This is a genomic window from Sorangium sp. So ce1335, from assembly GCF_051521615.1.
In the GTDB taxonomy this organism is placed as follows: Bacteria; Myxococcota_A; Polyangia; order Polyangiales; family Polyangiaceae; genus Sorangium.
The window spans coordinates 9,480,861-9,500,246 of the sequence record NZ_CP150363.1; the positions used below are offsets into that span (position 1 = coordinate 9,480,861).

The following is a 19,386-nucleotide window of genomic DNA, read 5'->3' on the forward strand; positions in this document are numbered from 1 at the left end:
TTTCCTTCACGCGTCCTTCATCGAGCCGGGACCGACTCGAGGATCGCCACGAGCTCCGCCGCGCGCCGCGCCGCGCTGTGCTCCGCGAGCACCCGCTCCCGCGCCGCGCGCGCGATGGCCGCGACCTCGCCCGGAGGCAGCGAGAGCGCCTCGACCGCCTCGTCCGTCGTCCGCGCCACGAGGATCTCCTTCCCCGGCGTGAAGAACGCGTCGAGCCCCTCCCAGCTGTCGCTCAGGATCGGCGTGCCGCACGCGGCCGCCTCGAAGAGGCGGCCGGAAGGACAGTAGCCCATCGCCGCCATCGCGCCGCGCGTCACGTTGAGCGTCAGCGGCGAGGAGCAATAGAACGCCGGGTGATCCGGCGGCGCCACGTGCCGCATGTAATAGATGTTCGGCGCCCAGGGGAAATCCTCGGGATACAGCGAGCCGCCGATCACGAAGCGCCTGTCCGGGAGCCGCCTCGCCGCCTCGAGGAACAGCGTGGAGAGCGCCTGCTGGCGGTCGGCGGCGTACGTGCCCAGGTACGAGAGATCCCCGCGGAGCTCCTCGCGCGGCGCGACCGGGCGGTGTACCTCCGGATCCGCGCTGCCGTACAGCGGGAACACCCTCCGGGCGCCGAGCTTCGCCTGGAGCTGCGCGAGCGCCTCGCCGCCGGTGTAGCTGAGCACGCAGTCGAAATCGACGAGGCCGCGCGGGCCGATGTAACCCACCGACTGCCCGGCGTTGATCCGATCCAGCGTCACCGGCGTGTCGAGATCGTAGAAGACCTTGAGACCGCGCGACTCGAGGACCACCTCCGTCGCGAGGGCGCCGTCGGGACAGTACGAGGTCACCATCGCCGCGTCGGCCTCGGCGACAGCGCGCCGCGCGTCGGGAAGGACGTCCTCGAACGAGGCATAGAGACGGAGCTCGTTGCCGTGGGGGAGCGAGGACAGATCCCGGTGCGCGGCGTAATACGGGACGTCGCGCTCGAAGAAGGTGACGCGGTGCCCGGCCCGCCCGAGGGCCGAGATGACGCCGCGCCACAGCGTGGCGTGGCCATTGCCCCAGGACGAGCTGATCGTCAGACCGAAAATGACGAGCTTCATGACGCGCGGGACCTCCTCTATGCCTGCGTCTCTGCCGCAGCCGGCGCCGCCGTCCTCCTCGGCTCGCCGAGGATCATCGCCTCCACCTCGGGGCGGCAGCGGATCCGCGGCAACAGCGCCCTCGCCTCCGGGCGGAGGCGGCGGAGCGTGTACGCCACCTTGGCGCGCGTGTGCTCGGGCCCGTAGTAATCGAGGAACCCGCCGCTGTTCAGCGAGAAGAACGAGAGCGCGTCGGCGTCGTTGAGCAAGGCGAGCTCGGGGTCGTCCCCCGGCCGCTCGTGCGCGCCGACGAGCACGCCCACGCGTTCGAGGACCTCGGGCGCGAGCCCGACGTCGGCGAGCGCGGCGCACGCGAGGGCCGCCCCGCGCCGCGCGTGCTCGTCCTTGAAGGCCTGGTAATCGGGGGCGCGGTGCTCGATCCGGACGTTCGCCTCGGAGACGAGCCGCTCCACGTCGTGGAAGAGCGCCGCCGCCTGGGCCGCGACGCTGGCGCGCGGGTCGAGGCGGAGCATCCATTGCCACACGTCGATCGCATGATCGTGGTCCGCCCGGACGAGCGGCCTGTCGAGGTCGTAAAGTTCCCTGTGCCGCGCGAGGGCCCGGGCGAAGACCGCGGTCGCGGAGGCGAGGTTCCTCCGGCGGATGAAGCGCTGGCAGCGGGTGAGCACCTCGTAGGCCGTCCGGGCGGCCATCTCCGGCGCGATCCCCTCGATCCGGAGAGCGAAGAGGCCGCGGGCGTCGATCGCGTGAAGGTGGGTGTCGAGCGCCCAGAGATCGAGCGCCGCGGCGCGCCACGCGCGGGCGTCGATCGCGGCCTGGGGCTCGCCCCCGGGCGGAGACGGCGCGTCGATCTCCACGCCGGGAAACTCCCGGGAGAGCTCCGCCCTGTCGGCGGGAGACAGCAGCGGTGTCCGGCGGACCGAGGGGTCATCGCTGCTCGAACTTGGGCCGGCAACGAGGATCAGGCGCTTGAGCATGAGCGTGCGTTCTTCGGTCAGCTACGGGCGTGGAGCGCGAACGGCTTCCGCGAGGTTGGCTGCCGCGGACGAACAGACGTACGGCGCCGTGAACCTATCTCCGCCGGGGTCGATGCACCATCGCGGAAATCCCGTACAGGAGCGTCGGGAAACAAGTGATCTCCAGACGTGGTGGCCGTAGCGCGCCCGCGGCGCTACCCGAGGACGGGAGTGCGCGTTTCGCGGACAAGGTCCTCGAGCGCGGCGCGATACCGCTGTCGCGCGGCCTGGAGGCGCCGCGCCTCACCGTCGTCCGGCAGCGACACGGCGGCCATCGCGGCGTGGCCGAGGCGCAGCAGCGCGTAGGCCAGGAGATAGGCCGAGAGCCGCGGCTCGGGGTCGTCGCCGGAGCGCCGCCGGTAGCGGTCGATGAACGCGCGCCGCGCGTCGGGCGCCATCCCCCACTCGACGATCGCCCCGGCGAGATCCCAGGCGATGTCCGCGGGGCCGGGGAGGAAATGATCGTCCCCGTGCCCGGACGCGTCCACCTTGAAGAGCTCGCCAGACGAGGACCCGAGCCACTCGTGCGGATCCATCTTGCCATCGACGAGCACGGGACAGGCCATCTCCAGGTGGAGCGTCCCCGGAAGATCTTTTCCCATCTCCGTCGAGAAATTGTGATGAGCCATCGTAATGAGCTCCTCGACGGCGCAGCTCGGGCTGCCCGGGAGGGGAAAGGCCGAGGCGCGGAAGGCGCAGTAGTCGGCGAGGCGCTCCAGGACGGACGCGGACAGGTCGTCTGCCTGGAGCGGCCGGCCGGGGAGCCACGGATACGAGACGAAGCCCTGGCCCTCGTCGCGCGGCTCCGGCCCGAAGCCGGCCTGGAAGACGCCGCGGGCCCGCTCGAGGCACTCGGCCCCGTAACGCCCCATGCCCTCGAACTTGAGAATCCGGCTGCCGTCACGGGAAAGGCACTTGAAGCGCTCCATGGCCGTCCAGGAGGGCGGCCACCGCGACTCGTCCTCATAGAGGCGGCGGCGCCACTGCCCGCCGCCGATGAACTCGCCCATGTCGGCCGGGACGTGCTTTCCGTACTCGACGCGCTCCGCGCGGAACGACCGCCAGCGGCGGGCGCCGTCCGGCGCGACGAGCGCGTCGGGGTCGGGCTCACGGGAGCCGAGGAAAACGATGTTCCCGCGGGGGACGCCGGCGCCGGTCAGCGCGTCGCCCGTGGAGAGGAACGAGGAGCCGCTGAGGCCCGGCCCCTCGTCCGTCACCCAGAACTGCGCGCCCTCGGCGATGCCGTCCTCGACCCAGCGGCGCTGTCCGGCGGCAAGCTCGACGCGGCGATCGTAAGGGTGGCCGGCGGGGCGCACGGTGGTGCGGTCGGCCCGGATCCCCCGGCGGCGGAGCGCCGCGGCGGTCACCGCGCTCAGGGTGGTGCCGATGCTGCGGACGCCGACGACCCGGACCGGCGCCGGCGAGGCGGCGAGCCGCTCGGCGAGGCGGGCGAAATCCAGCGGGTGCAGCGCGTAGAACGAGAACCCCTCGGGCGGCGAGGTCGGCACGGTCGCCGGGACGTCGCGGGACGTGAGCGCCGCGAGGGCCGCGAGGGTCTCCGGCGTGGTCAGACGTCTGGCCGTCCGTGGCCAGACGTCTGACCACGGACGGCCAGACGTCTGACCGTCGGGGATCGCGTCCGCGCCGCCGACGAGCAGCGCGGCGAGATCGTCGGTGAGCTGTGCCAGCAGCGGGGCGCCCGCCGCGCCGGCGTCGGCGAGGATCGACTCGAGCTCGCCGGCGCGGATCAGGGCGCGGAGCACGACGGCGCGGCGGAGATCGCCGCCGGGGGCGTCGAGCGCCCGCAGGTCGGCGGCGAGCTCATCGACGAGCCGCCGACCCGGGACGTCGCGGCGGCCGCTGCGGAAGACGTACATGCGGTATCCGGAGCTGTCTGTCATGGGTCGTGTGCGCGAAGGTCGGCTCGCATGCGCCGGGCTGCCTCCCATGAGCTCGCCCGAGCCGCAAGGAGCGGTGTCCGCAGCCCGGCCCGCGCACCGGCGTGGTGCTCGGTCTCCCGGGCTGCCTTCGCTGCGTGGGGCGGGCGCGGGGCGATGCCAAGCGGGGATGCGCTGCAGCGCCGGCCGCCGTGGGGCGGCCCCGGGCGGGAGCGCGGGCTGGCCGCTCAGCGCTGGGCGCGGATCGCGAAGTCGATGTGCACGTGCTCGTCGTGGCGCCACCAGACCTGGCCGCGGACGATCGCCCCCGAGAGCGCGCCCAGCTTGCGGCCCGCGGGGCTCGCGAGGAGCAACGGCACGTACTCGGGCGCGACGAGGATGCGCTGGACGCGGAGCCCCCTCGATCTGGCCTTCTCGTCGAGCGCCGAGAGGAGCCGCGCGAGGTCGTCGAAATCGATGGTCAGGTCGCCGAGGCGGCCCTGGGCGTCGAGCTCGAGGCCATAACCGAGCTTGTTCCAGGGATACGTCGCCACGTCCTCGGGGCGCCCCGCGCCGTCGCGCAGCGGGACGAAGATGTCTGCGCTCAGCCCGTTCTGGTGCGTGCGGTGCGGCCAGAACGGGCCTCCCCGCCGGTGGCCCGTCTCCCCCACGACGAAGCGGCGCCCGGGCCTCGCGGCCGCGACCGCGGCGAAGGCGTCGAGCAGCGCGTCGCGCACCGCGCCGTGCACGTACTGGCGGCCGAGGCTCGCGCCCAGGTAGGAATACGTCACGTGGCCCGGCCCCGAGGGCGGGAGCGGGTGGCCGTGCACGAGGCGGCCCTGCGCCGGGCTGCCGGCGCTCTGCGAGGGCGCCGCGTCGTCGAGCCAGACGCGGCCGTGCGCCACGACGACCGGCGCGAGGAGGAGGAGGCCGGCGGCGAGCGCGAGGCGCCTCGGGAACCGGCGGAGCACCCGGGACATCCGCCCTTGTCTATCAAGCTCCCCGCCGGCGGTCGAGGCGCTGCGCGGCGCGCAGCCCGGAGGATTCGTCAGCTCGTGAAGGTCCGACTCCCACGCATCGTCGACGTATCTGGGCACGTATCGGGCACGTACCTGGCGAGGATCTGGGCACGTGCCTGGCAAGGATGCGGGCGGGCGGAGGGGCCGCGCCGCAACACCGCGGCGACGCGCCGCCCGGCGTGTGCAAGACTGCGCGCCGATGCCCTACGACGATCTCCTCGGACGCACGGCCACCTTGCCGATACGGCGGTTCGGCCCGCCGGGCGCCTTCCTGTCGCCCGATCCGGACGACCTGCGCCCGGACGCGCCGGTGCTCCTCCTGCCGCGCGGCGAGGTGCCCGAGGGCGCGAGGGAGGGAGACGCGCTCGATGTGTTCGTTCACCTCGACTCGGAGGATCGCCCCATCGCGACGGCGCGCCGGCCGCGGCTCACGCTCGGCGAGGTCGCCTTTCTCGAGGTGACCGACGTGGCGCCGTTCGGCGCGTTCGTCGACTGGGGCCTGCCGAAGGAGCTGCTCGTGCCGCGCGCGGAGCAGACCCGCGACCTGCAGATCGGCCAGCGGCACCCGGTGGGGCTCATCGTGGACAGGACCGGGCGCCTCGCCGGCACGATGCGCGTGAGCGAGATGCTGAGCGACGGGGGCGAGTTCGATCTGGACGAGTGGGTCGAGGGCGAGGCGTGGCGCAACGAGCCGGACCTCGGCCTCTTCGTCATCGTCGAGCGCCGGTTCGTCGGCCTCGTCCCCGCGGACGAGCCGCACCCGCTCTCGCGCGGCGAGGCAGCGCGGTTCCGCGTGACGAGCGTGCTGCCCGACGGGAAGATCGAGCTGTCGCTGCGCGGCCACGCCCACGAGGAGGTCGAGGGCGACGCGCAGAAGATCCTGGCGCGCCTGTCGCGCCCGGGCGCGCCGCGGGTCGGCGACCGCTCGAGCCCCGAGGAGATCCGGGCGCTCTTCGGCCTGAGCAAGAAGGCCTTCAAGCGCGCCGTCGGCCGCCTCCTGAAGGAGCGCGCGGTCGCGATCGATCGCGACGGCTTCGTCGTGTGCTCCCGGCGCTGATCCGGGCGCCTGCCCTCCGCCCTCGCGCGACGTCGGCTGTGTTCGTCCGGTCATTCACGCTCGCGCGCGCGGCGGCGACGCGGCACGCAGCGCCGGTGAGCGCATTGACGCTGCCCACCTTCGCCCACTAGGATCGGCGCCGGATGAGCACAGGTCCCTCGCGGCGCCGCGTCTGGGTCGTCGACGACAGCCCTGTCGACGCCGAGCGGGCGCGTCGCGTGCTCGCCTCCGAGCACGACGTGGAGGTGCTCCTCGACGGGTCCACGGCGCTCGAGCGGTTCTCGTCCTGCGCGGCGCCGGACGTGATGGTCCTCGACTGGATCATGCCGGACGTCAGCGGCCTCGAGGTGTGTCGATTCCTGCGCTCCGAGCCCGTGGGGGCCCAGAAGCTCGGTATCTTGCTGCTCACCGCGCGCCGCCACACGAACCAGATCGTCGAGGGGCTCTCCGCGGGCGCCAACGACTATCTGGCGAAGCCGTACGAGGACGAGGAGCTGCGCGCGCGCGTCGCGTCCCTCGTCCGCTGGCGGGCGCTGCTCGAGCGCGCGGAGCAGGCCGAGGCGGAGAATCGCAGGCTGCTCGAGACAGCCCCCGATCCGCTGCTCGTCATCGACGCCGAGGGGCGCCTCGGCTTCGTGAACGACGCGGCCGTCGTCGCGCTCGGCGTCCCGCCCAGCGCCGTGATCGGGCGGCCCATCTCGGAGCTCATCCCCGGCCTCCCCGTGAACGAGCCGGAGCTGTTCACCGGCGAGTCCACGTTTCCCACCCCGGACGTGGAGATCCGCGGCAGGGTCTTCTCTCCGACGCTCCGCGTGCTCTCGGGGCAGGGCGCCGCGAGGACGATGGTGTCGCTGCGCGACGTCACGGAGCGGCGCCTCCTCGACGAGCGGCGGCTCGACTTCTACTCCATCATCGCGCACGACCTGCGCACGCCCCTCAACGCGATGACGCTGCGGATCACCAGCATGCTCGACAGCGAGGAGCTCGCGAAGAGCCCTTCGCTGCTCGAGGACGTCCAGAAGCTCGACGCCCGCCTGCGATCGCTCGTGTTCATGATCAACGATTTCCTCGAGCTCGCGAGCCTCGAGGACGCGAAGCACCGCATGGCCCGCGAGGAGGTCGATCTCGTGCGCCTCATCGCGGACACGGTCGAGGATTTCCGCCCGCTGCTCGAGAAGAAGGGCCACGCCTTCTCCGGTCCGGCCCGCTGCGAGGGCGCCTCGGTGCTCGGCGATCGGCGGCGCCTCGCCCAGGTGCTCTCCAACCTGATCGGCAACGCCATCAAGTTCACGCCCCCGGGCGGCGCGATCGCGGCGCGGGTCGAGGTGGCGCCGCGCCACGTGGAGGTGTCGCTCGAGGACACGGGCGTCGGCGTCGCGCCGGAGATCGCGGCCACGCTGTTCCAGCGCTACAAGCGCGCCGATCACAGCGTCGGCGGGACGGGGCTGGGGCTCATGATCGTGCGGGAGATCGTCGAGGCCCACGGCGGCGAGGTCGGCGTCGAGAGCCACCCGGGACGGGGCAGCCGCTTCTGGGTCCGCCTGCCGCGCAGCCGCAGGGCGGCGCCCGCCCCGCCGGGCTGAGCGCGCCGCGGCTACCGCGTGATGGGGCCGCGCGGCGGGGCCGGGAGGCAGGGAGTCACTCGAGCAGGCTGCGCAGCATCCACGCGGTCTTCTCGTGGAGCTGGAGGCGCTGGGTGAGCAGGTCGCAGGTCGGCTGATCGTTGGCCGCCTCGGCCAGGGGGAAGACCTCGCGCGCGGTGCGGGCGACCGTCTCGTGCCCTTCGACGAGGCGCCTGATCATGTCGGTGGCCTTCGGAATGCCGTCCTCTTCCTTGATGGAGGAGAGCGCAACGAACTGCTTGTACGTCCCCGGCGCGGGCAGGCCGAGGGCGCGGATGCGCTCGGCGATGAGGTCCACGGCGAGCGCCAGCTCGTTGTACTGCTGCTCGAACATGAGGTGAAGCGTCTGGAACATGGGCCCGGTGACGTTCCAGTGGAAATTGTGCGTCTTGAGATACAATGTGTAGGTGTCCGCGAGCACACGGCCCAGCCCCGTTCCGATCTGCTCGCGGTTCTTGGCATCGATTCCGATGTTGATCTCCATGATGGCTCCTCTCGTCTCGTGCGCTCCAGGCCAGATGGGCCGTATGCGGCGGAGGTGAAGGCCCGCGCGGCGCCCTGCGCGTTCTTGACGCGTCCCGCAAGGTTCGTCCTTGCCGTCCCCGCGTCAATCCGCGTCACGCCTCGCCGATCGTACGCATCGACATGACCTCCATCGGGCTGAGCCCGAGCAGCGCATACGCCTGTTCCCAGCGCCGGTCCGCGGCCACGTCGAACAGGATCCGCTCGTCGAGGGGCACGGGCAGCCACGCGCCGGCGGCGATCTCCCGCTCGAGCTGGCCGGGCCCCCACCCGCTGTAGCCGAGGAGCACCGTCCTGCGCCGCGGATCGGCGGCGGCCGTGCCGCGCACCGCGTCGGCCGCGAGCGCGTCGAACGCGCTCCTCGACGACGTGACCCGCACCCGGGAGCCCACCGGGATGACGCCCGACTCCTCGGCCCCGAGCGCGGGATCGAGGCACAGGATCCACCCCGAGCTCGGCTGTACCGGCCCGCCGAGGTAGACGGGCGCAGGGTCCTTGAGGTCGCTGCCATACCCCGCGAACGCCAGGAGCTCGCCGAGCGACATCGGCGCTGGCCGGTTCACGACGAAGCCCAGCGCCCCGCCCTCGCTGTGCACCGCCAGCAGCACCACCGTCTTGTCGAAGTTCGGATCGCCGAGGGGCGGCGACGCGATGAGGAACCCTGGGGCCAGCACGCTCGCTTCGCTGTTCATCCGCGATCCTCCCTCTCAGCGGTCAACCGGTCACTGCGTCCCGCACGGACCCGCCCGCCCAGGCGGTGGGCTTGCGGGGACCGTCCGCACCTTACTCCCGCGCGCCGCGACAGGCGATTGGGATCTCCCGCGGGCGCCGTGACGACGAGTATAGTGCGGGCATGTACACGGTCGGCGTCCGCGATCACATCATGGTGGCCCACAGCCTGAAGGGGGAGCAGTTCGGCCCTGCGCAGCGCCTGCACGGCGCGACCTACACGGTCACCGTCGAGGTGGACCGCGAGGAGCTCTCGCCCCTGGGCCAGGTCATCGAGACGAGCGTGCTCCGAGACAGCCTGCGCAGCGTGCTCGCCGAGATCGATTACCGAAACCTCGACGAGCACCCCGCGTTCGAGGGCAAGCGCTCGACGCCGGAGCTCATCGCGCGCCACATCCACCGCGAGCTCGGCCGCAAGCTCCCGGTGACCGCCGGCACCGCCCTCACGATCACGCTGCACGAGTCCCCCCTCGTGTGGGTACGGTACCGCGCGCCGATCCGCGGCGCCTCGATCATGCCGGCCGAGCTGGCCTGACCGCCGCTGTCTCCGCTTGGCACGCCGCCGAGTACGCGGCAAAAGAGCGGCCGATGACCGAGCCGGTCCGCACAGCGCCGATCGTCTTGACCTTCCAGGGCGGCACCCTCCGCATCGAGGGCATCGCCCCGCGGCCGGGGCTGGCGCCGGCGGCCGAGGACGCCGGCGCGCGCTCCGCGGAGGAACCTGAAGGTGACGAGGGTGACGACGGCGGCGACGGCGGCGACGGCCCGCGCGCGTCCGCGGTGGGCGAGCCGCTCGACCCCGCGTGCCTGCCGGCCTCCTGCCGGTGGGACGCGCGCGAGCGCGTCTACCGCGTGCCGGCGATCGACTATGCCGAGCTCGTCCTGAGGCTGCGCGCCCGCGGCGTCCCGTTCACGGACAGCGCGCGCAGGTACGAGGCGCTCCCGCTCACGCCGCTCGCCAAGCACGACCCGTTTCCTTATCAGCGCGAGGCGCTCGAGGCGTGGGCCGCCCGTCGCAGCCGCGGGGTCGTCGTGCTCCCCACGGGCGCGGGCAAGACGTTCGTCGCGACGCTCGCGATCGCCGCGCGGCAGCGCAGCACGCTCGTCGTCGTCCCCACCCTCGACCTCCTGAACCAGTGGTACGACGGCCTCTCCGCCGCGTTCGGCGTCCCGATCGGCCTGCTCGGCGGCGGGTACAACGACGTCCTCGACCTGACGGTGACCACCTACGACTCCGCGCACCTGCACATGGACCGGCTCGGCGCGCGCTTCGGCCTCGTGATCTTCGACGAGTGCCACCACCTGCCGAGCCCCTCGTACGCGCTCGCCGCGAAGATGTGCCTCGCGCCCTTCCGCCTCGGCCTGACGGCGACCCCGGAGCGCGCCGACGGGCGCGGCTACGACGAGCTCATCGGTCCGATCGTCTTCCGGCGGGAGATCACCGAGCTCTCCGGGCAGTACCTGGCGGCCTACGACGTCGTCCGGCTCGAGGTGCCGCTGTCGGACGGCGAGCGCGCCGCGTACGAGGCCGCGCGCGCCGTGTACATCGGGTTCTTGCGCGCGAACGGCATCCGCATGCCCGAGGGGTGGGGGCAGTTCATCCTGCTGAGCTCGCAGTCCGACGCGGGCCGCCGGGCCTTCGAGGCGTACCGGAGGCAGCGGAGCCTCGCCCTGTGCGCGCCCGGCAAGATCGACGTCCTCGCGCGGCTGCTGCACGCGCACCGCGCCGATCGGACGCTCGTGTTCACCGAGGACAACGCCACGGTCTACCAGATCTCGCGGCAGTTCCTGCTGCCGGCGATCACGCACCAGACCAAGGTGAAGGAGCGCAGCGCGATCCTGGAGGCGTTCAACCGCGGCGCGCTGTCGGCGGTCGTCACGTCGAAGGTGCTGAACGAGGGGGTGAACGTGCCCGAGGCCAACGTCGCCATCGTCCTGTCGGGCAGCGGCTCGGTGCGGGAGCACGTGCAGCGGCTCGGCCGCATCCTGCGCCGGAGCGAGAACAAGACGGCGATCCTCTACGAGCTCGTGGCGCTCGGCACGAGCGAGCAGCGGGTGAGCGACAAGCGCCGGGAGCACGTTGCTTACCAGTGATCTCGTCCGGGTCCGCCGGCGGGGCGGGCTTGTCGTGCCGCAGTACCTCCGCGGCGCGGCGGCCGAGCGCCTGCTCCCTGTCGCGCGCGCGTACCTCGAGATCCTGGCGCAGCGCGTGGGCGAGCGCCGCGACGACGTCGAGGCCGCGCTCGACGCCGTGGAGGTGCCCGCGCGGGATCGCGTCGCCGCGCTGGGGCTCAGGAAGGTGCTCGAGGACGGCTGCGAGTACGAGGTGCAGGAGGGCGTCGACCCCGAGGCGCTGCGGCGCGAGGTGTTCCACGCGGCGGCGGCGGCGCACCGCGCGCTCGACGTGCGCGCCCGGTTCGACCGCGCCGCCGTGCTCGACGAGGTGGCCGCGCGGCTCGGCACGACGCCGGCGGCGATCGAGGCGGGGCTCTACGCCGACCTGCGCGGGGCGGAGATCCTCCGGCGCGCGGCGACGGACGCGCCGGAGATCCTGCTGGATCGGTACAACCTGGCGCTGGCGCAGTCGATCCTGCTGCGGGCGACGCAGGTGACGATCCGCGTCGACGGGGAGAGCGCCGCGCGGTACCGGAAGATCTTCCGGGCGGCGCGGTTTCACGGGCTGATTCACGTGGTCCAGGGCGATCCGGCGTCGGGCTACACGATCGCGCTCGACGGCCCGTTCAGCCTGTTCGATGCGGTCCAGCGCTACGGGCTGCGGCTCGCGATGTTCCTGCCGTCGGTGCTCTCGTGCGCCTCGTTCCGGCTGCGCGCCGACCTGCGCTGGGGCCGCGACAAGGAGCCGATGGCGGTCGAGATCGGTCCGGCGGACGGGCTCGTGTACCACGGGCGGGAGCTCGCGGAGACGACGCCCGAGCTGACGGCGTTCTGCGAGGGGTTCAGGAAGCTCGGGTCCCCGTGGAGCGTGGCGCAGAACGAGCGGCTGTTCGCGTTGCCCGGGGAGGTCGTGTGCGCCCCGGACCTGGTGTTCCAGAACGCGGAGACCGGCGAGGAGGTGTATCTCGAGGCGTTCGGCTTCTGGAGCCGAGCTGCCGTGTGGCGGCGCGTCGAGCTGATCCGGAAGGGGTTTCCGGCGAGGATCCTGCTGGCGGTCGGCAAGCAGCTCCGCGTGAGCGAGGAGGTCCTCGGGGAGGACGACGCGGGGGAGATCTACGTGTACCGGGCGACGATGTCGCCGCGCGCGGTGCTGGCGCGGCTGGACGGCAAGCGGGAGGAGTGAGGGCTGAGGGGCCGGGCGCGGAGCGCGCCACGGGGAGCGGCGCGGGCTCGTGCGCGATCACATCGTCAAAGTACAGCACCCCATCGCCCGATCGCGCGACCACATCACCCATCGTGAGGACGCGGAGCACGGGACGAAGCACTCGTGTTCAGGCTCGACCTTCACCACGTGCCCTGAAGGAAGACCCCCGCCCGCTCTGCCGTCATCACCGGCACGACGCGGACGCCCTGGCGGGCCGGCTCGCTCGCCAGGTACGACAGATCCGTGAGGAACGCGGCCGCCGTCACGGCCGCGAAGACGCCGCCCGCCACCAGCGTCCCCACCCCGAGCTCGCGGAACAGGTCCCGCGAATCGGCTGTGTCGCGGAGCTCGGCGCAGGCCGGCGGCGCGTCCGCCCCCCCGCACGCGGACGGGTCCCACCCCCCGCGGCGGAGCGCGGCCTCCCGCTCGGCGACATCGTCGCGGAGGACGCCGGACCGCAGGAGGAACACCGTGCCGGCCGCCACCGTCGCCGTCGTGAGCGCCACCCCGCCGATGCGCAGCTCCGCCAGCGGGAAGGTCGACGCCGGAGGCGCAGCTGGAGCCGCCGAGAGCGGCGCGGCAGGGGCCGGCTCCGGCGCGCGCGCGGCGCGCTCCGGAAGGCGCCGCAGCTTGAGGACGATCGGGTGCGTCAGGCCAGCCTCGGCGGTGAACGAGCTCACCGCCTCCTCGTGCCCCTCGAGCCGCGCCCGCGCGGTGTGCTCCCCCGGCTCCACGAACACCTCGTGGACCGGCTCCGGCGGGGAGAGCGCCTGCCCGTCGATCAGGACCTCGGCGCCAGGCGGATTGGTCGTCACGTAGACCGTCGCCACGCGCTTCGCGGCGCGCTGGAGGCCATCATCGACCCGGCCGCGGAGCCATCCGCTGATCACGCCCCGGTGCTGGAGGCACTGCGCCAGGTGGCTCGCCGCGTCCCGATGCCGCCCCAGCGCGAGCTCGACCAGCCCGAGCTCCCCGGCGATGGTCGCCCGCTCCGCGTCGGTCGTCCACGCCCCCTCCGCCGCCTCCAGCGCCCGCTCATAGGTCGCCGCGGCCGCCACCAGCCGCCCGGCCGCCTGCGCCTGCCTGGCGCGGCGCAGCAGCCCCGCCGTCATCGACGCCGCGCGCGCGTCCGGATCGGCGTAGGGCTCGTCCGCGCTCGCCGCATTCCCGACACCGGCGACGGACATCGCGATGGCACATGGCAGCAGCCAGGAGGTGAAGCGACGCACGCACTCTGAGATACTTGCTGCGGCGATCCCAAGTCAATTGGCAGCTGCGTCACGCCACGGTCCCGTGGGCCTGCGTCCACGCCCGCTTTCCATCCGGCTGTGTGATACGCGCCCGCACATACTGCCCGCCGCCGCGGACGCGGGCGGTCGCGCGGCCGGTCAGGAGCCGCTGGCCGCTCCAGCACGCGCCCGCCGCCGCCGGGCACACCGGGCGCGCCCGCCGCCGCTGCGGCTCCAGCACGCGCCCGCCGCCGCCGGCCACACCGGGAGCGCCCGTCGCCGCCGGCCACATCGGGCGCGCGAGGCGGCGGCGACCGGCGGAGCGCATTGCGGGGAGCGGCTCATTCTCGTGTGCAATAGCGTCTCTCAACACCGGATCATGCAACCGAGCCCATTACGCGACGCAACTCGATCTCGCGCACAAGGACGCTTGTCAAGACACGCTTGCGGCACCGCAACAGCACGTCATAGTGCTGGCCGACCGATGCATACCAACGCGCATGATGCGCTGTTCAAGACGGCCTTCTCGCAGGTCGAGCACGCCGCGGGGGAGCTGCGGCACGTGTTGTCGCCCGAGCTGTCGGCGCGGATCGACTTCACCGCGCTGGAGCTGCGCCCTGGGAGCTTCGTGGATGAAGCGCTGAAGGAGCGGCAGAGCGATCTGCTCTTTTCCGCCCCGCTGGGCAAGACCAGCGTGCTCGTGTACCTCTTGTTCGAGCACCAGAGCACGGTGGAGCCGCTGATGGCCTTCCGTTTGCTGCGGTACATGGTGCGGATCTGGGACCACTACCTGGCAGAGCACGCCGGGGCCATGCGCCTGCCGGCGATCGTGCCCGTGGTGTTGCACCACAGCGAATCGGGGTGGACGGCGGGGACGTCGTTCGAGGATCTGCTCGACCTCGATGACGACGCACGCGCTGCGATGGGCGAGCACGTGCCTCGCTTCCGGTTCGTGCTGGATGACATCAGCCACGAGGCGGACGAAGCGCTGAAGGCCCGGACCATGAGCGCCCTGGCGCGCCTGGTGCTCTGGTGCTTGCGGCACGCTCGCGAGCCCGACGAGCTGCTCGATCGGCTGGGCAAGTGGCTGGACCTGGTGCGCGATGTGCGCCGGGTCCCCGACGGCACGCGGGCGCTTCGCGCGATGTGGCGGTATATTCTCGCCACGAGCGAGCGCAACGAACCGGACAAGGTCCTGCGGCGTCTCCTGGCCGTGGTGGGCGATGACGGGAAGGAGGACATCGTGTCGGTAGCCGATATGTTGGTGGAACGCGGACGACAGGAAGGGCAGCGGCGCATGCTGCTGAAGCAGCTCGGCGCGAGGTTCGGCGCGCTGCCGGACGATGCCGTCGCGCGGGTGAACGCCGCCGACATGACCGAGCTCGATCGGCTGTCTGAACGCGTGCTCACCGCTGCCACGCTGGCCGACGTGCTGAGCGACTCCTGAGGCGGACGCGCGCCGCACGCCCTGACGGTGCCCAGCGGCCGGGGCGTATCACGCCGCGCTTCAAGTAAGGCTGCGCATCAGCTGCCACACGGCATGCGCCCCTCGCGCTGCGCCGTCCTCGCCGCCCCTACTCCACCGCGGCGTACGCCTGCGTCCACGCTCGCTTCCCGTCCGGCCGCGTGATCCGCGCCCGCACGTACCGCTCGCCCCCGCGCAGCCGGTACGTCGCCCGCCCCGCCACCGGCCGCTGCTTCGCCAGCACGCGCCCGCCGGCCCCGATGAACTCGACCGTCGCGTCCGGCGCCTTCGGCCACACCGTGAACGCGTCGTCGGCGACCGCGAGCCTCCGCAGCCTCGCCCCCGTCGACGCGTAGAGCCGGCCCCAGGCGAGCGCGCTGCAGATCGCGGCGCGCGACACCTCGCGGGAGAACACCTCGATGAACCCGCGGCCAGGCCCCGCGGGCGGGGCGCTCGACGCGGGCACCAGCTGGTGCATGTCGTCCACCGCGACCCCCGCGATCGCCCCGCCGGCCGCCCCCCTGGCCGTCAGCAACATGTCCCACAGCGCCTCGTGCGACGGCCGCGTCGCGTCGCCCTCCGTGTGCACGTACGGGTGCCCGCTGTGGATCTCCAGCAGCTCCGCCCCAGGCGCCCCCAGGAGGTCGGACGCCGACAGCGCCCAGTCGAAATTCGGGTGGTTGATGAGCGCCACGCCCCCCTCGGCCCGCACGCGCTCGATCGCCCACCGGAGCGCCTCGCCCTTGGTGGGGAAGTTCCCGCCGCCGATCGTCCCCTGCGTGCAGAGCGCGTTCACGTGGACGGGCCGCCCCTCCGCCGTCATCGTGACCTCCTCGCCCGGGATGACGGCGAACGTCGACGACGCCTGGAGCTCCTCGAACACCGCGGGATCGACCCGATGGTTGTGGTCCGTGAGGGCCACGAACGCATACCCGTTCTTGCGGTACCAGCGGACGACCTCGCGCGGCTCGCTGTCGCCGTCGCTCAGCGACGTGTGGGTGTGAAGGTTCCCGCGCTGGAACACCGACACATCGATCGACTTCTCGAACCGCAGGCGGCCCGGCGTCCCCTCCCGGCCGGCGGCGGCGTCCGACGCGGCGGAGAGGCTCCCCTTCCAGCAGGCGAAGCCGAGGAGCGCCGCTCCACCGACGATCATGCAAGCGATCCAGCGTCCGCGATTCCTCATCTCGATAACCGGGAGAGTATACAGCCGCCAGCGGGCTCGACCAATTCAATGCAGCGCATTCTCGCGGGCGCGGCGCGGTCCCCCCCACGCCCGCGGCGCCAGGCTGACGCGCTCCCCTCGCCGCTGCCGCCGGTCAGCGGCCGTCGTCGTCCTTCCCGTTCCCGAGCCAGCCCTTGCGGCGGTAGTACGTGAGCAGGCCGATGACGCTCGCCAGCATCAGGCCCCAGACGAGCGGATAGCCGTAATACCAGTCGAGCTCCGGCATATTGTACGGCGAGCTCTCGTGGTGGAAGTTCATCCCGTAGATGCCCGCGATCGCGGTGACCGGGAGGAAGATCGTCGAGATGATCGTGAGCACCTTCATGATCTCGTTCATCCGGTTCGACATCCCGGAGAGGTGGAGATCCATGAGGCCCGAGCTCAGCTCGCGGTAGGTCTCGACCATGTCCATGAGCTGCACCGAGTGATCGTACGTGTCGCGCAGGTAGATCCGCGTCTCCTTCGAGATCATCGGGTTGTCCTCGCGGAGCAGCGCGTTGACAAGGTCGCGCTGCGGCCAGATGGCGCGCCGCAGCGTGAGCAGGTCCCGCTTCAGGTCGTGGATCGGCTTCGACATCGAGCGCTTCGCGTCCAGGACCTCGATCTCCAGGTCCTCGATGCGCTCGCCGAGCCGCTCGAGCACCGGAAAGAAGCCGTCGACCACCGCGTCGAGCAACGCGTAGGCCAGGTAGTCGGCGCCCCGCTGCCGCACCGCGCTCCGGCCGACGCGGAGGCGCTCCCGCACGGCCTCCATCACGTCCCAGTCGGCCTCTTCCTGGATCGTCAGGACGAAGCTCTTGCCGACGAGGATCGCGAGCTGCTCCGTGCGCAGCTCGCAGCGCTCGTTGACCTGCGCCATCCGCGAGATGATGAGGACGTGCTCGCCGCCGTAGACGTCCGCCTTCGGCCGCTGGGGCACGTTGACCATGTCCTCCAGCGCGAGCGGGTGGACCCGGAAGATCTCGCCAAGCCGCTCGAAGGTCGCCTTGTGTCCGAGCCCTCGGACATCGACCCACGTGATGGAGGGCCGGTCGTCCGTGAGGTACGGGATGCACTCGTCCACCGACTGGACCTCCTTCTCGGACACGACGTCGGCGTCGTAATCGATGACGACGATCTTCGGCCGCCGCGTGTCCTCGATGACGAGCGTTCCGGGCGGCGACGCCGGGGGCGGCTCGTGCATGAGCCGGTCGCGCCGGGGTCGCTGCGCCCGGTCGAGCTCGGCCCTCTCCTGGGCCCAGGAGGTGCGGAGCGGCGGCTCGGTGGTGCGCTGCGACTCGGGGGGTGGCGTGGTGCTCGTCACGGGGGCGGGATGGTAGACCAAGATCCCGGCGTATCGAGCCGGCTCGCTCCGGAACGCGCCGTGGCGTATGCTGATCTGCCGCGGAGGGGGGCGGGCGCTCGCAAGGCCACGTCTTCCTCCCTGTCCCGCTGGCCGGGGGAGCGCCGCGAGGCGCGCCGGCCTGCGCCGCGCGCCGACGCGCGCCCTGCCCTGCAGGCTGCCCATGGGAACGACCCTCGACATCGCGATCGGCCTCGTCAGCGTCTTCTTCCTGCTCAGCGTCCTCTGCTCGGCCATCTACGAGGCGCTCGCGGGCGTCTTCCGGCTGCGCGCGCTGAACCTGGCGCAGAGCATCGAGATCATGCTGGCCGACCGCGCGCTCGACCCGCACGTCCTCCGGTCCCTCGCCGCCCGCGAGGCCGCCGCCCGCGAGGCCGCCGCCCGCGGGGCCGCCCCGCGCGAGCCGCTCACGACGCGCCTCGTCCGCCGCGCCGCCGACGTCGTGCGCGACCGGCTGATGCCGGGGCCGCCCGCGAGCCCGCTCGCGGCGGCGTTCCGGCAGCACCCGCTGATCAAGGACCTCAAGTACGGCTGGGTGGGGCCGTCCTACATCCCGTCGCACGCGTTCGTGGCCGCGCTCATGGACACCCTGCGGCACATCGACTGGTCCGGGAGCGCCGCGCCGCCGCTCCCGCAGGCCGGCACCGCCGTCGCCGCGGCGTCCGCGACCGCCGCCGCGTCCGCGGCGCCGCCGGCGAGCGCCGCCCCCGAGGCGCCCGCGAGCGCCGCGGAGCCCTCGCCCCCGCAGGCCGGCGCCGCCGCCCCCCCGCCCGCCGGCGCCGCTGCCCCCTCGCCTCCGCCGGCCGGCGCCGCCGCTCCGTCGCCCTCGCCGGCCGGCGCGGCCGCGCCGCCGGGCTGCGACGACGAGGCGCTCGGCGAGCTGAGGCGCACCATCGCGCGCATGCCCGGGGAGAGCGACCTCCGGCGCGCCCTCGCCACGATCGTCGACTGGACGGTCAGGGACATGCGCGAGGCCAACATCCGGCTGGAGCGGTGGTTCAACGACGCGATGGACCGGGCCGCCGGGCGCTACAAGCGCCGCGCGCAGCTCCTCATCAGCGCGACGGCGCTCGTCCTCTGCGTCGGGTTCAACGCCGACAGCATCCAGCTCGCGGGCGCCCTCTCGCGCGACGCCGTCGTGCGCGCCGCCATGATCACCGCGGCGCAGGAGATGGCGAAGGAGCAGCCCCGCGACGCGCCGCTCGACGGCGGCATGGACAAGGACGAGGACGTCATGGCCGCGCTCGCCAAGGGCGGCGGCGCGCACAAGCGGCTCACCGGGCTCGACCTCAAGATCACCTGGGGCGTGAAGCCCCCCGAGGAGAGGAGCTTCCCGCGCCTCTGGGGGGCGCTCGAGGCGATCCTCGGCCAGGGCGTCGTCGCGTGGATCCGCGGGGTGCTCGACCGGCTCGTGAGCCCCGGCATCCTCATCACCGCGGCCGCCGCGTCCCTCGGCGCGCCCTTCTGGTTCGACCTGCTCAACAAGCTCGTCAACCTCAGGACCGCCGGCAAGAGCCCCGAGCCCTACGAGCCCCCGAAGGGCGCCGGACCGGACACCAGCGTGACCCGCTGACCGGCGCGCGCGACGCCGCACGACGGCCAGGGCGCGAAGCATCCATGGGCGCGGCGCGCGGACGAGGAGAGAGGCCGCCACGGCGCCAGGCGCTCGCTCGGGCGATCGATCGTCACCCGAGGGCGGAGCGCTTCGGGCGATGCCGGCCTCCTCGTGGCGCGCAAAGCAAGCGAGTCTTCCTGAGCCGGCGCAGATGCGATTCGAGCTCGGCCCCGAGCGGTTAATGGCGCGCGAGGGGATGCACCAGCGAGCTCCGGTCGCGCTGTCAGCGCCTGACACGAGCCCGACTGACATCCGCCGATG

17 protein-coding genes are annotated in these 19,386 nt (G+C 72.8%); 7 read left to right on the forward strand and 10 right to left on the reverse strand.

Going from position 1 to position 19,386, the window contains the following annotated elements:
- Positions 1-17 precede the first annotated feature (17 nt).
- The 4 genes from WMF24_RS35255 to WMF24_RS35270 all read right to left on the reverse strand — a co-directional run bounded on the left by WMF24_RS35255 (position 18) and on the right by WMF24_RS35270 (position 4,961).
- On the reverse strand, positions 18-1,088 hold the full coding sequence (locus WMF24_RS35255; RefSeq protein WP_437731836.1) for a CgeB family protein: 1,071 nt from the start codon (positions 1,086-1,088) through the stop codon (positions 18-20).
- A gap of 17 nt (positions 1,089-1,105) precedes the next feature.
- A complete protein-coding gene (locus tag WMF24_RS35260) occupies positions 1,106-2,065 on the reverse strand; it encodes a DUF4202 family protein (RefSeq protein ID WP_437731837.1) in 960 nt (319 codons plus the stop codon).
- Positions 2,066-2,259: 194 nt separating this feature from the next.
- A complete protein-coding gene (locus WMF24_RS35265; RefSeq protein WP_437731838.1) occupies positions 2,260-4,005 on the reverse strand; it encodes a hypothetical protein in 1,746 nt (581 codons plus the stop codon).
- Between the two features lie 224 nt (positions 4,006-4,229).
- Positions 4,230-4,961, reverse strand: coding sequence for a penicillin-insensitive murein endopeptidase (locus tag WMF24_RS35270; protein WP_437731839.1), 732 nt, complete (start codon positions 4,959-4,961; stop codon positions 4,230-4,232).
- Positions 4,962-5,199: 238 nt separating this feature from the next.
- Here WMF24_RS35270 and WMF24_RS35275 point away from each other — a divergent pair, with 238 nt between their 5' ends.
- Both WMF24_RS35275 and WMF24_RS35280 read left to right on the forward strand, forming a co-directional pair.
- A complete protein-coding gene (locus tag WMF24_RS35275; RefSeq protein WP_437731840.1) occupies positions 5,200-6,057 on the forward strand; it encodes a CvfB family protein in 858 nt (285 codons plus the stop codon).
- A 143-nt stretch (positions 6,058-6,200) separates the two neighbouring features.
- Positions 6,201-7,640: an ATP-binding response regulator gene (locus WMF24_RS35280; protein ID WP_437731841.1), complete on the forward strand. Its 1,440-nt coding sequence runs from the start codon at positions 6,201-6,203 to the stop codon at positions 7,638-7,640.
- Between the two features lie 55 nt (positions 7,641-7,695).
- On the opposite strand, the gene WMF24_RS35285 is transcribed toward WMF24_RS35280, so the two are convergent.
- Together WMF24_RS35285 and WMF24_RS35290 are read right to left on the reverse strand one after the other, a co-directional pair.
- Positions 7,696-8,163: a Dps family protein gene (locus tag WMF24_RS35285; RefSeq protein WP_437731842.1), complete on the reverse strand. Its 468-nt coding sequence runs from the start codon at positions 8,161-8,163 to the stop codon at positions 7,696-7,698.
- A 133-nt stretch (positions 8,164-8,296) separates the two neighbouring features.
- Positions 8,297-8,893 carry a YqgE/AlgH family protein gene (locus WMF24_RS35290; protein WP_437731843.1) on the reverse strand — a complete coding sequence of 199 codons (597 nt, stop codon included), beginning with the start codon at positions 8,891-8,893 and terminating at the stop codon, positions 8,297-8,299.
- A gap of 161 nt (positions 8,894-9,054) precedes the next feature.
- Here WMF24_RS35290 and WMF24_RS35295 point away from each other — a divergent pair, with 161 nt between their 5' ends.
- Genes WMF24_RS35295 through WMF24_RS35305 form a run of 3 tightly spaced genes read left to right on the forward strand, consistent with a single transcriptional unit; the run spans position 9,055 to position 12,228 of the window.
- The gene (locus WMF24_RS35295; RefSeq protein WP_437731844.1) at positions 9,055-9,465 is read left to right on the forward strand and encodes a 6-pyruvoyl trahydropterin synthase family protein; all 411 of its coding nucleotides are present in this window, start codon (positions 9,055-9,057) and stop codon (positions 9,463-9,465) included.
- Between the two features lie 53 nt (positions 9,466-9,518).
- The gene (locus WMF24_RS35300) at positions 9,519-11,024 is read left to right on the forward strand and encodes a DEAD/DEAH box helicase (RefSeq protein WP_437731845.1); all 1,506 of its coding nucleotides are present in this window, start codon (positions 9,519-9,521) and stop codon (positions 11,022-11,024) included.
- Positions 11,011-12,228 carry a DUF790 family protein gene (locus tag WMF24_RS35305; RefSeq protein WP_437731846.1) on the forward strand — a complete coding sequence of 406 codons (1,218 nt, stop codon included), beginning with the start codon at positions 11,011-11,013 and terminating at the stop codon, positions 12,226-12,228. The genes WMF24_RS35300 and WMF24_RS35305 overlap by 14 nt, the downstream gene beginning before the upstream one ends.
- Positions 12,229-12,389: 161 nt before the next feature.
- On the opposite strand, the gene WMF24_RS35310 is transcribed toward WMF24_RS35305, so the two are convergent.
- Positions 12,390-13,436 carry a PEGA domain-containing protein gene (locus tag WMF24_RS35310; protein ID WP_437731847.1) on the reverse strand — a complete coding sequence of 349 codons (1,047 nt, stop codon included), beginning with the start codon at positions 13,434-13,436 and terminating at the stop codon, positions 12,390-12,392.
- Positions 13,437-13,527: 91 nt separating this feature from the next.
- Positions 13,528-13,806 (reverse strand): hypothetical protein, encoded by a 279-nt coding sequence (locus WMF24_RS35315; RefSeq protein WP_437731848.1) that lies wholly within the window; start codon positions 13,804-13,806, stop codon positions 13,528-13,530.
- A gap of 156 nt (positions 13,807-13,962) precedes the next feature.
- Between WMF24_RS35315 and WMF24_RS35320 the strand changes: the two genes are divergently transcribed.
- A complete protein-coding gene (locus WMF24_RS35320; protein WP_437731849.1) occupies positions 13,963-14,925 on the forward strand; it encodes an Rpn family recombination-promoting nuclease/putative transposase in 963 nt (320 codons plus the stop codon).
- A gap of 127 nt (positions 14,926-15,052) precedes the next feature.
- Here the strand turns inward: WMF24_RS35320 and WMF24_RS35325 are convergent, their stop codons facing one another.
- On the reverse strand, positions 15,053-16,099 hold the full coding sequence (locus WMF24_RS35325; protein WP_437731850.1) for a PHP domain-containing protein: 1,047 nt from the start codon (positions 16,097-16,099) through the stop codon (positions 15,053-15,055).
- A 163-nt stretch (positions 16,100-16,262) separates the two neighbouring features.
- The gene (corA, locus tag WMF24_RS35330; RefSeq protein WP_437731851.1) at positions 16,263-17,471 is read right to left on the reverse strand and encodes a magnesium/cobalt transporter CorA; all 1,209 of its coding nucleotides are present in this window, start codon (positions 17,469-17,471) and stop codon (positions 16,263-16,265) included.
- A gap of 202 nt (positions 17,472-17,673) precedes the next feature.
- Between corA and WMF24_RS35335 the strand changes: the two genes are divergently transcribed.
- Positions 17,674-19,083 (forward strand): hypothetical protein, encoded by a 1,410-nt coding sequence (locus WMF24_RS35335; RefSeq protein ID WP_437731852.1) that lies wholly within the window; start codon positions 17,674-17,676, stop codon positions 19,081-19,083.
- Positions 19,084-19,386 lie beyond the last annotated feature (303 nt).

What these genes read in the sequence shown, in the direction of transcription:
- WMF24_RS35255 (WP_437731836.1), bottom strand. Translation starts at nt 1,088, where the DNA reads ATGAAGCTCGTCATTTTCGGTCTGACGATCAGCTCGTCCTGGGGCAAT.
- WMF24_RS35260 (WP_437731837.1), bottom strand. Translation starts at nt 2,065, where the DNA reads ATGCTCAAGCGCCTGATCCTCGTTGCCGGCCCAAGTTCGAGCAGCGAT.
- WMF24_RS35265 (WP_437731838.1), bottom strand. Translation starts at nt 4,005, where the DNA reads ATGACAGACAGCTCCGGATACCGCATGTACGTCTTCCGCAGCGGCCGC.
- WMF24_RS35270 (WP_437731839.1), bottom strand. Translation starts at nt 4,961, where the DNA reads ATGTCCCGGGTGCTCCGCCGGTTCCCGAGGCGCCTCGCGCTCGCCGCC.
- WMF24_RS35275 (WP_437731840.1), top strand. Translation starts at nt 5,200, where the DNA reads ATGCCCTACGACGATCTCCTCGGACGCACGGCCACCTTGCCGATACGG.
- WMF24_RS35280 (WP_437731841.1), top strand. Translation starts at nt 6,201, where the DNA reads ATGAGCACAGGTCCCTCGCGGCGCCGCGTCTGGGTCGTCGACGACAGC.
- WMF24_RS35285 (WP_437731842.1), bottom strand. Translation starts at nt 8,163, where the DNA reads ATGGAGATCAACATCGGAATCGATGCCAAGAACCGCGAGCAGATCGGA.
- WMF24_RS35290 (WP_437731843.1), bottom strand. Translation starts at nt 8,893, where the DNA reads ATGAACAGCGAAGCGAGCGTGCTGGCCCCAGGGTTCCTCATCGCGTCG.
- WMF24_RS35295 (WP_437731844.1), top strand. Translation starts at nt 9,055, where the DNA reads ATGTACACGGTCGGCGTCCGCGATCACATCATGGTGGCCCACAGCCTG.
- WMF24_RS35300 (WP_437731845.1), top strand. Translation starts at nt 9,519, where the DNA reads ATGACCGAGCCGGTCCGCACAGCGCCGATCGTCTTGACCTTCCAGGGC.
- WMF24_RS35310 (WP_437731847.1), bottom strand. Translation starts at nt 13,436, where the DNA reads ATGTCCGTCGCCGGTGTCGGGAATGCGGCGAGCGCGGACGAGCCCTAC.
- WMF24_RS35315 (WP_437731848.1), bottom strand. Translation starts at nt 13,806, where the DNA reads ATGCGCTCCGCCGGTCGCCGCCGCCTCGCGCGCCCGATGTGGCCGGCG.
- WMF24_RS35320 (WP_437731849.1), top strand. Translation starts at nt 13,963, where the DNA reads ATGCATACCAACGCGCATGATGCGCTGTTCAAGACGGCCTTCTCGCAG.
- WMF24_RS35325 (WP_437731850.1), bottom strand. Translation starts at nt 16,099, where the DNA reads ATGATCGTCGGTGGAGCGGCGCTCCTCGGCTTCGCCTGCTGGAAGGGG.
- WMF24_RS35335 (WP_437731852.1), top strand. Translation starts at nt 17,674, where the DNA reads ATGGGAACGACCCTCGACATCGCGATCGGCCTCGTCAGCGTCTTCTTC.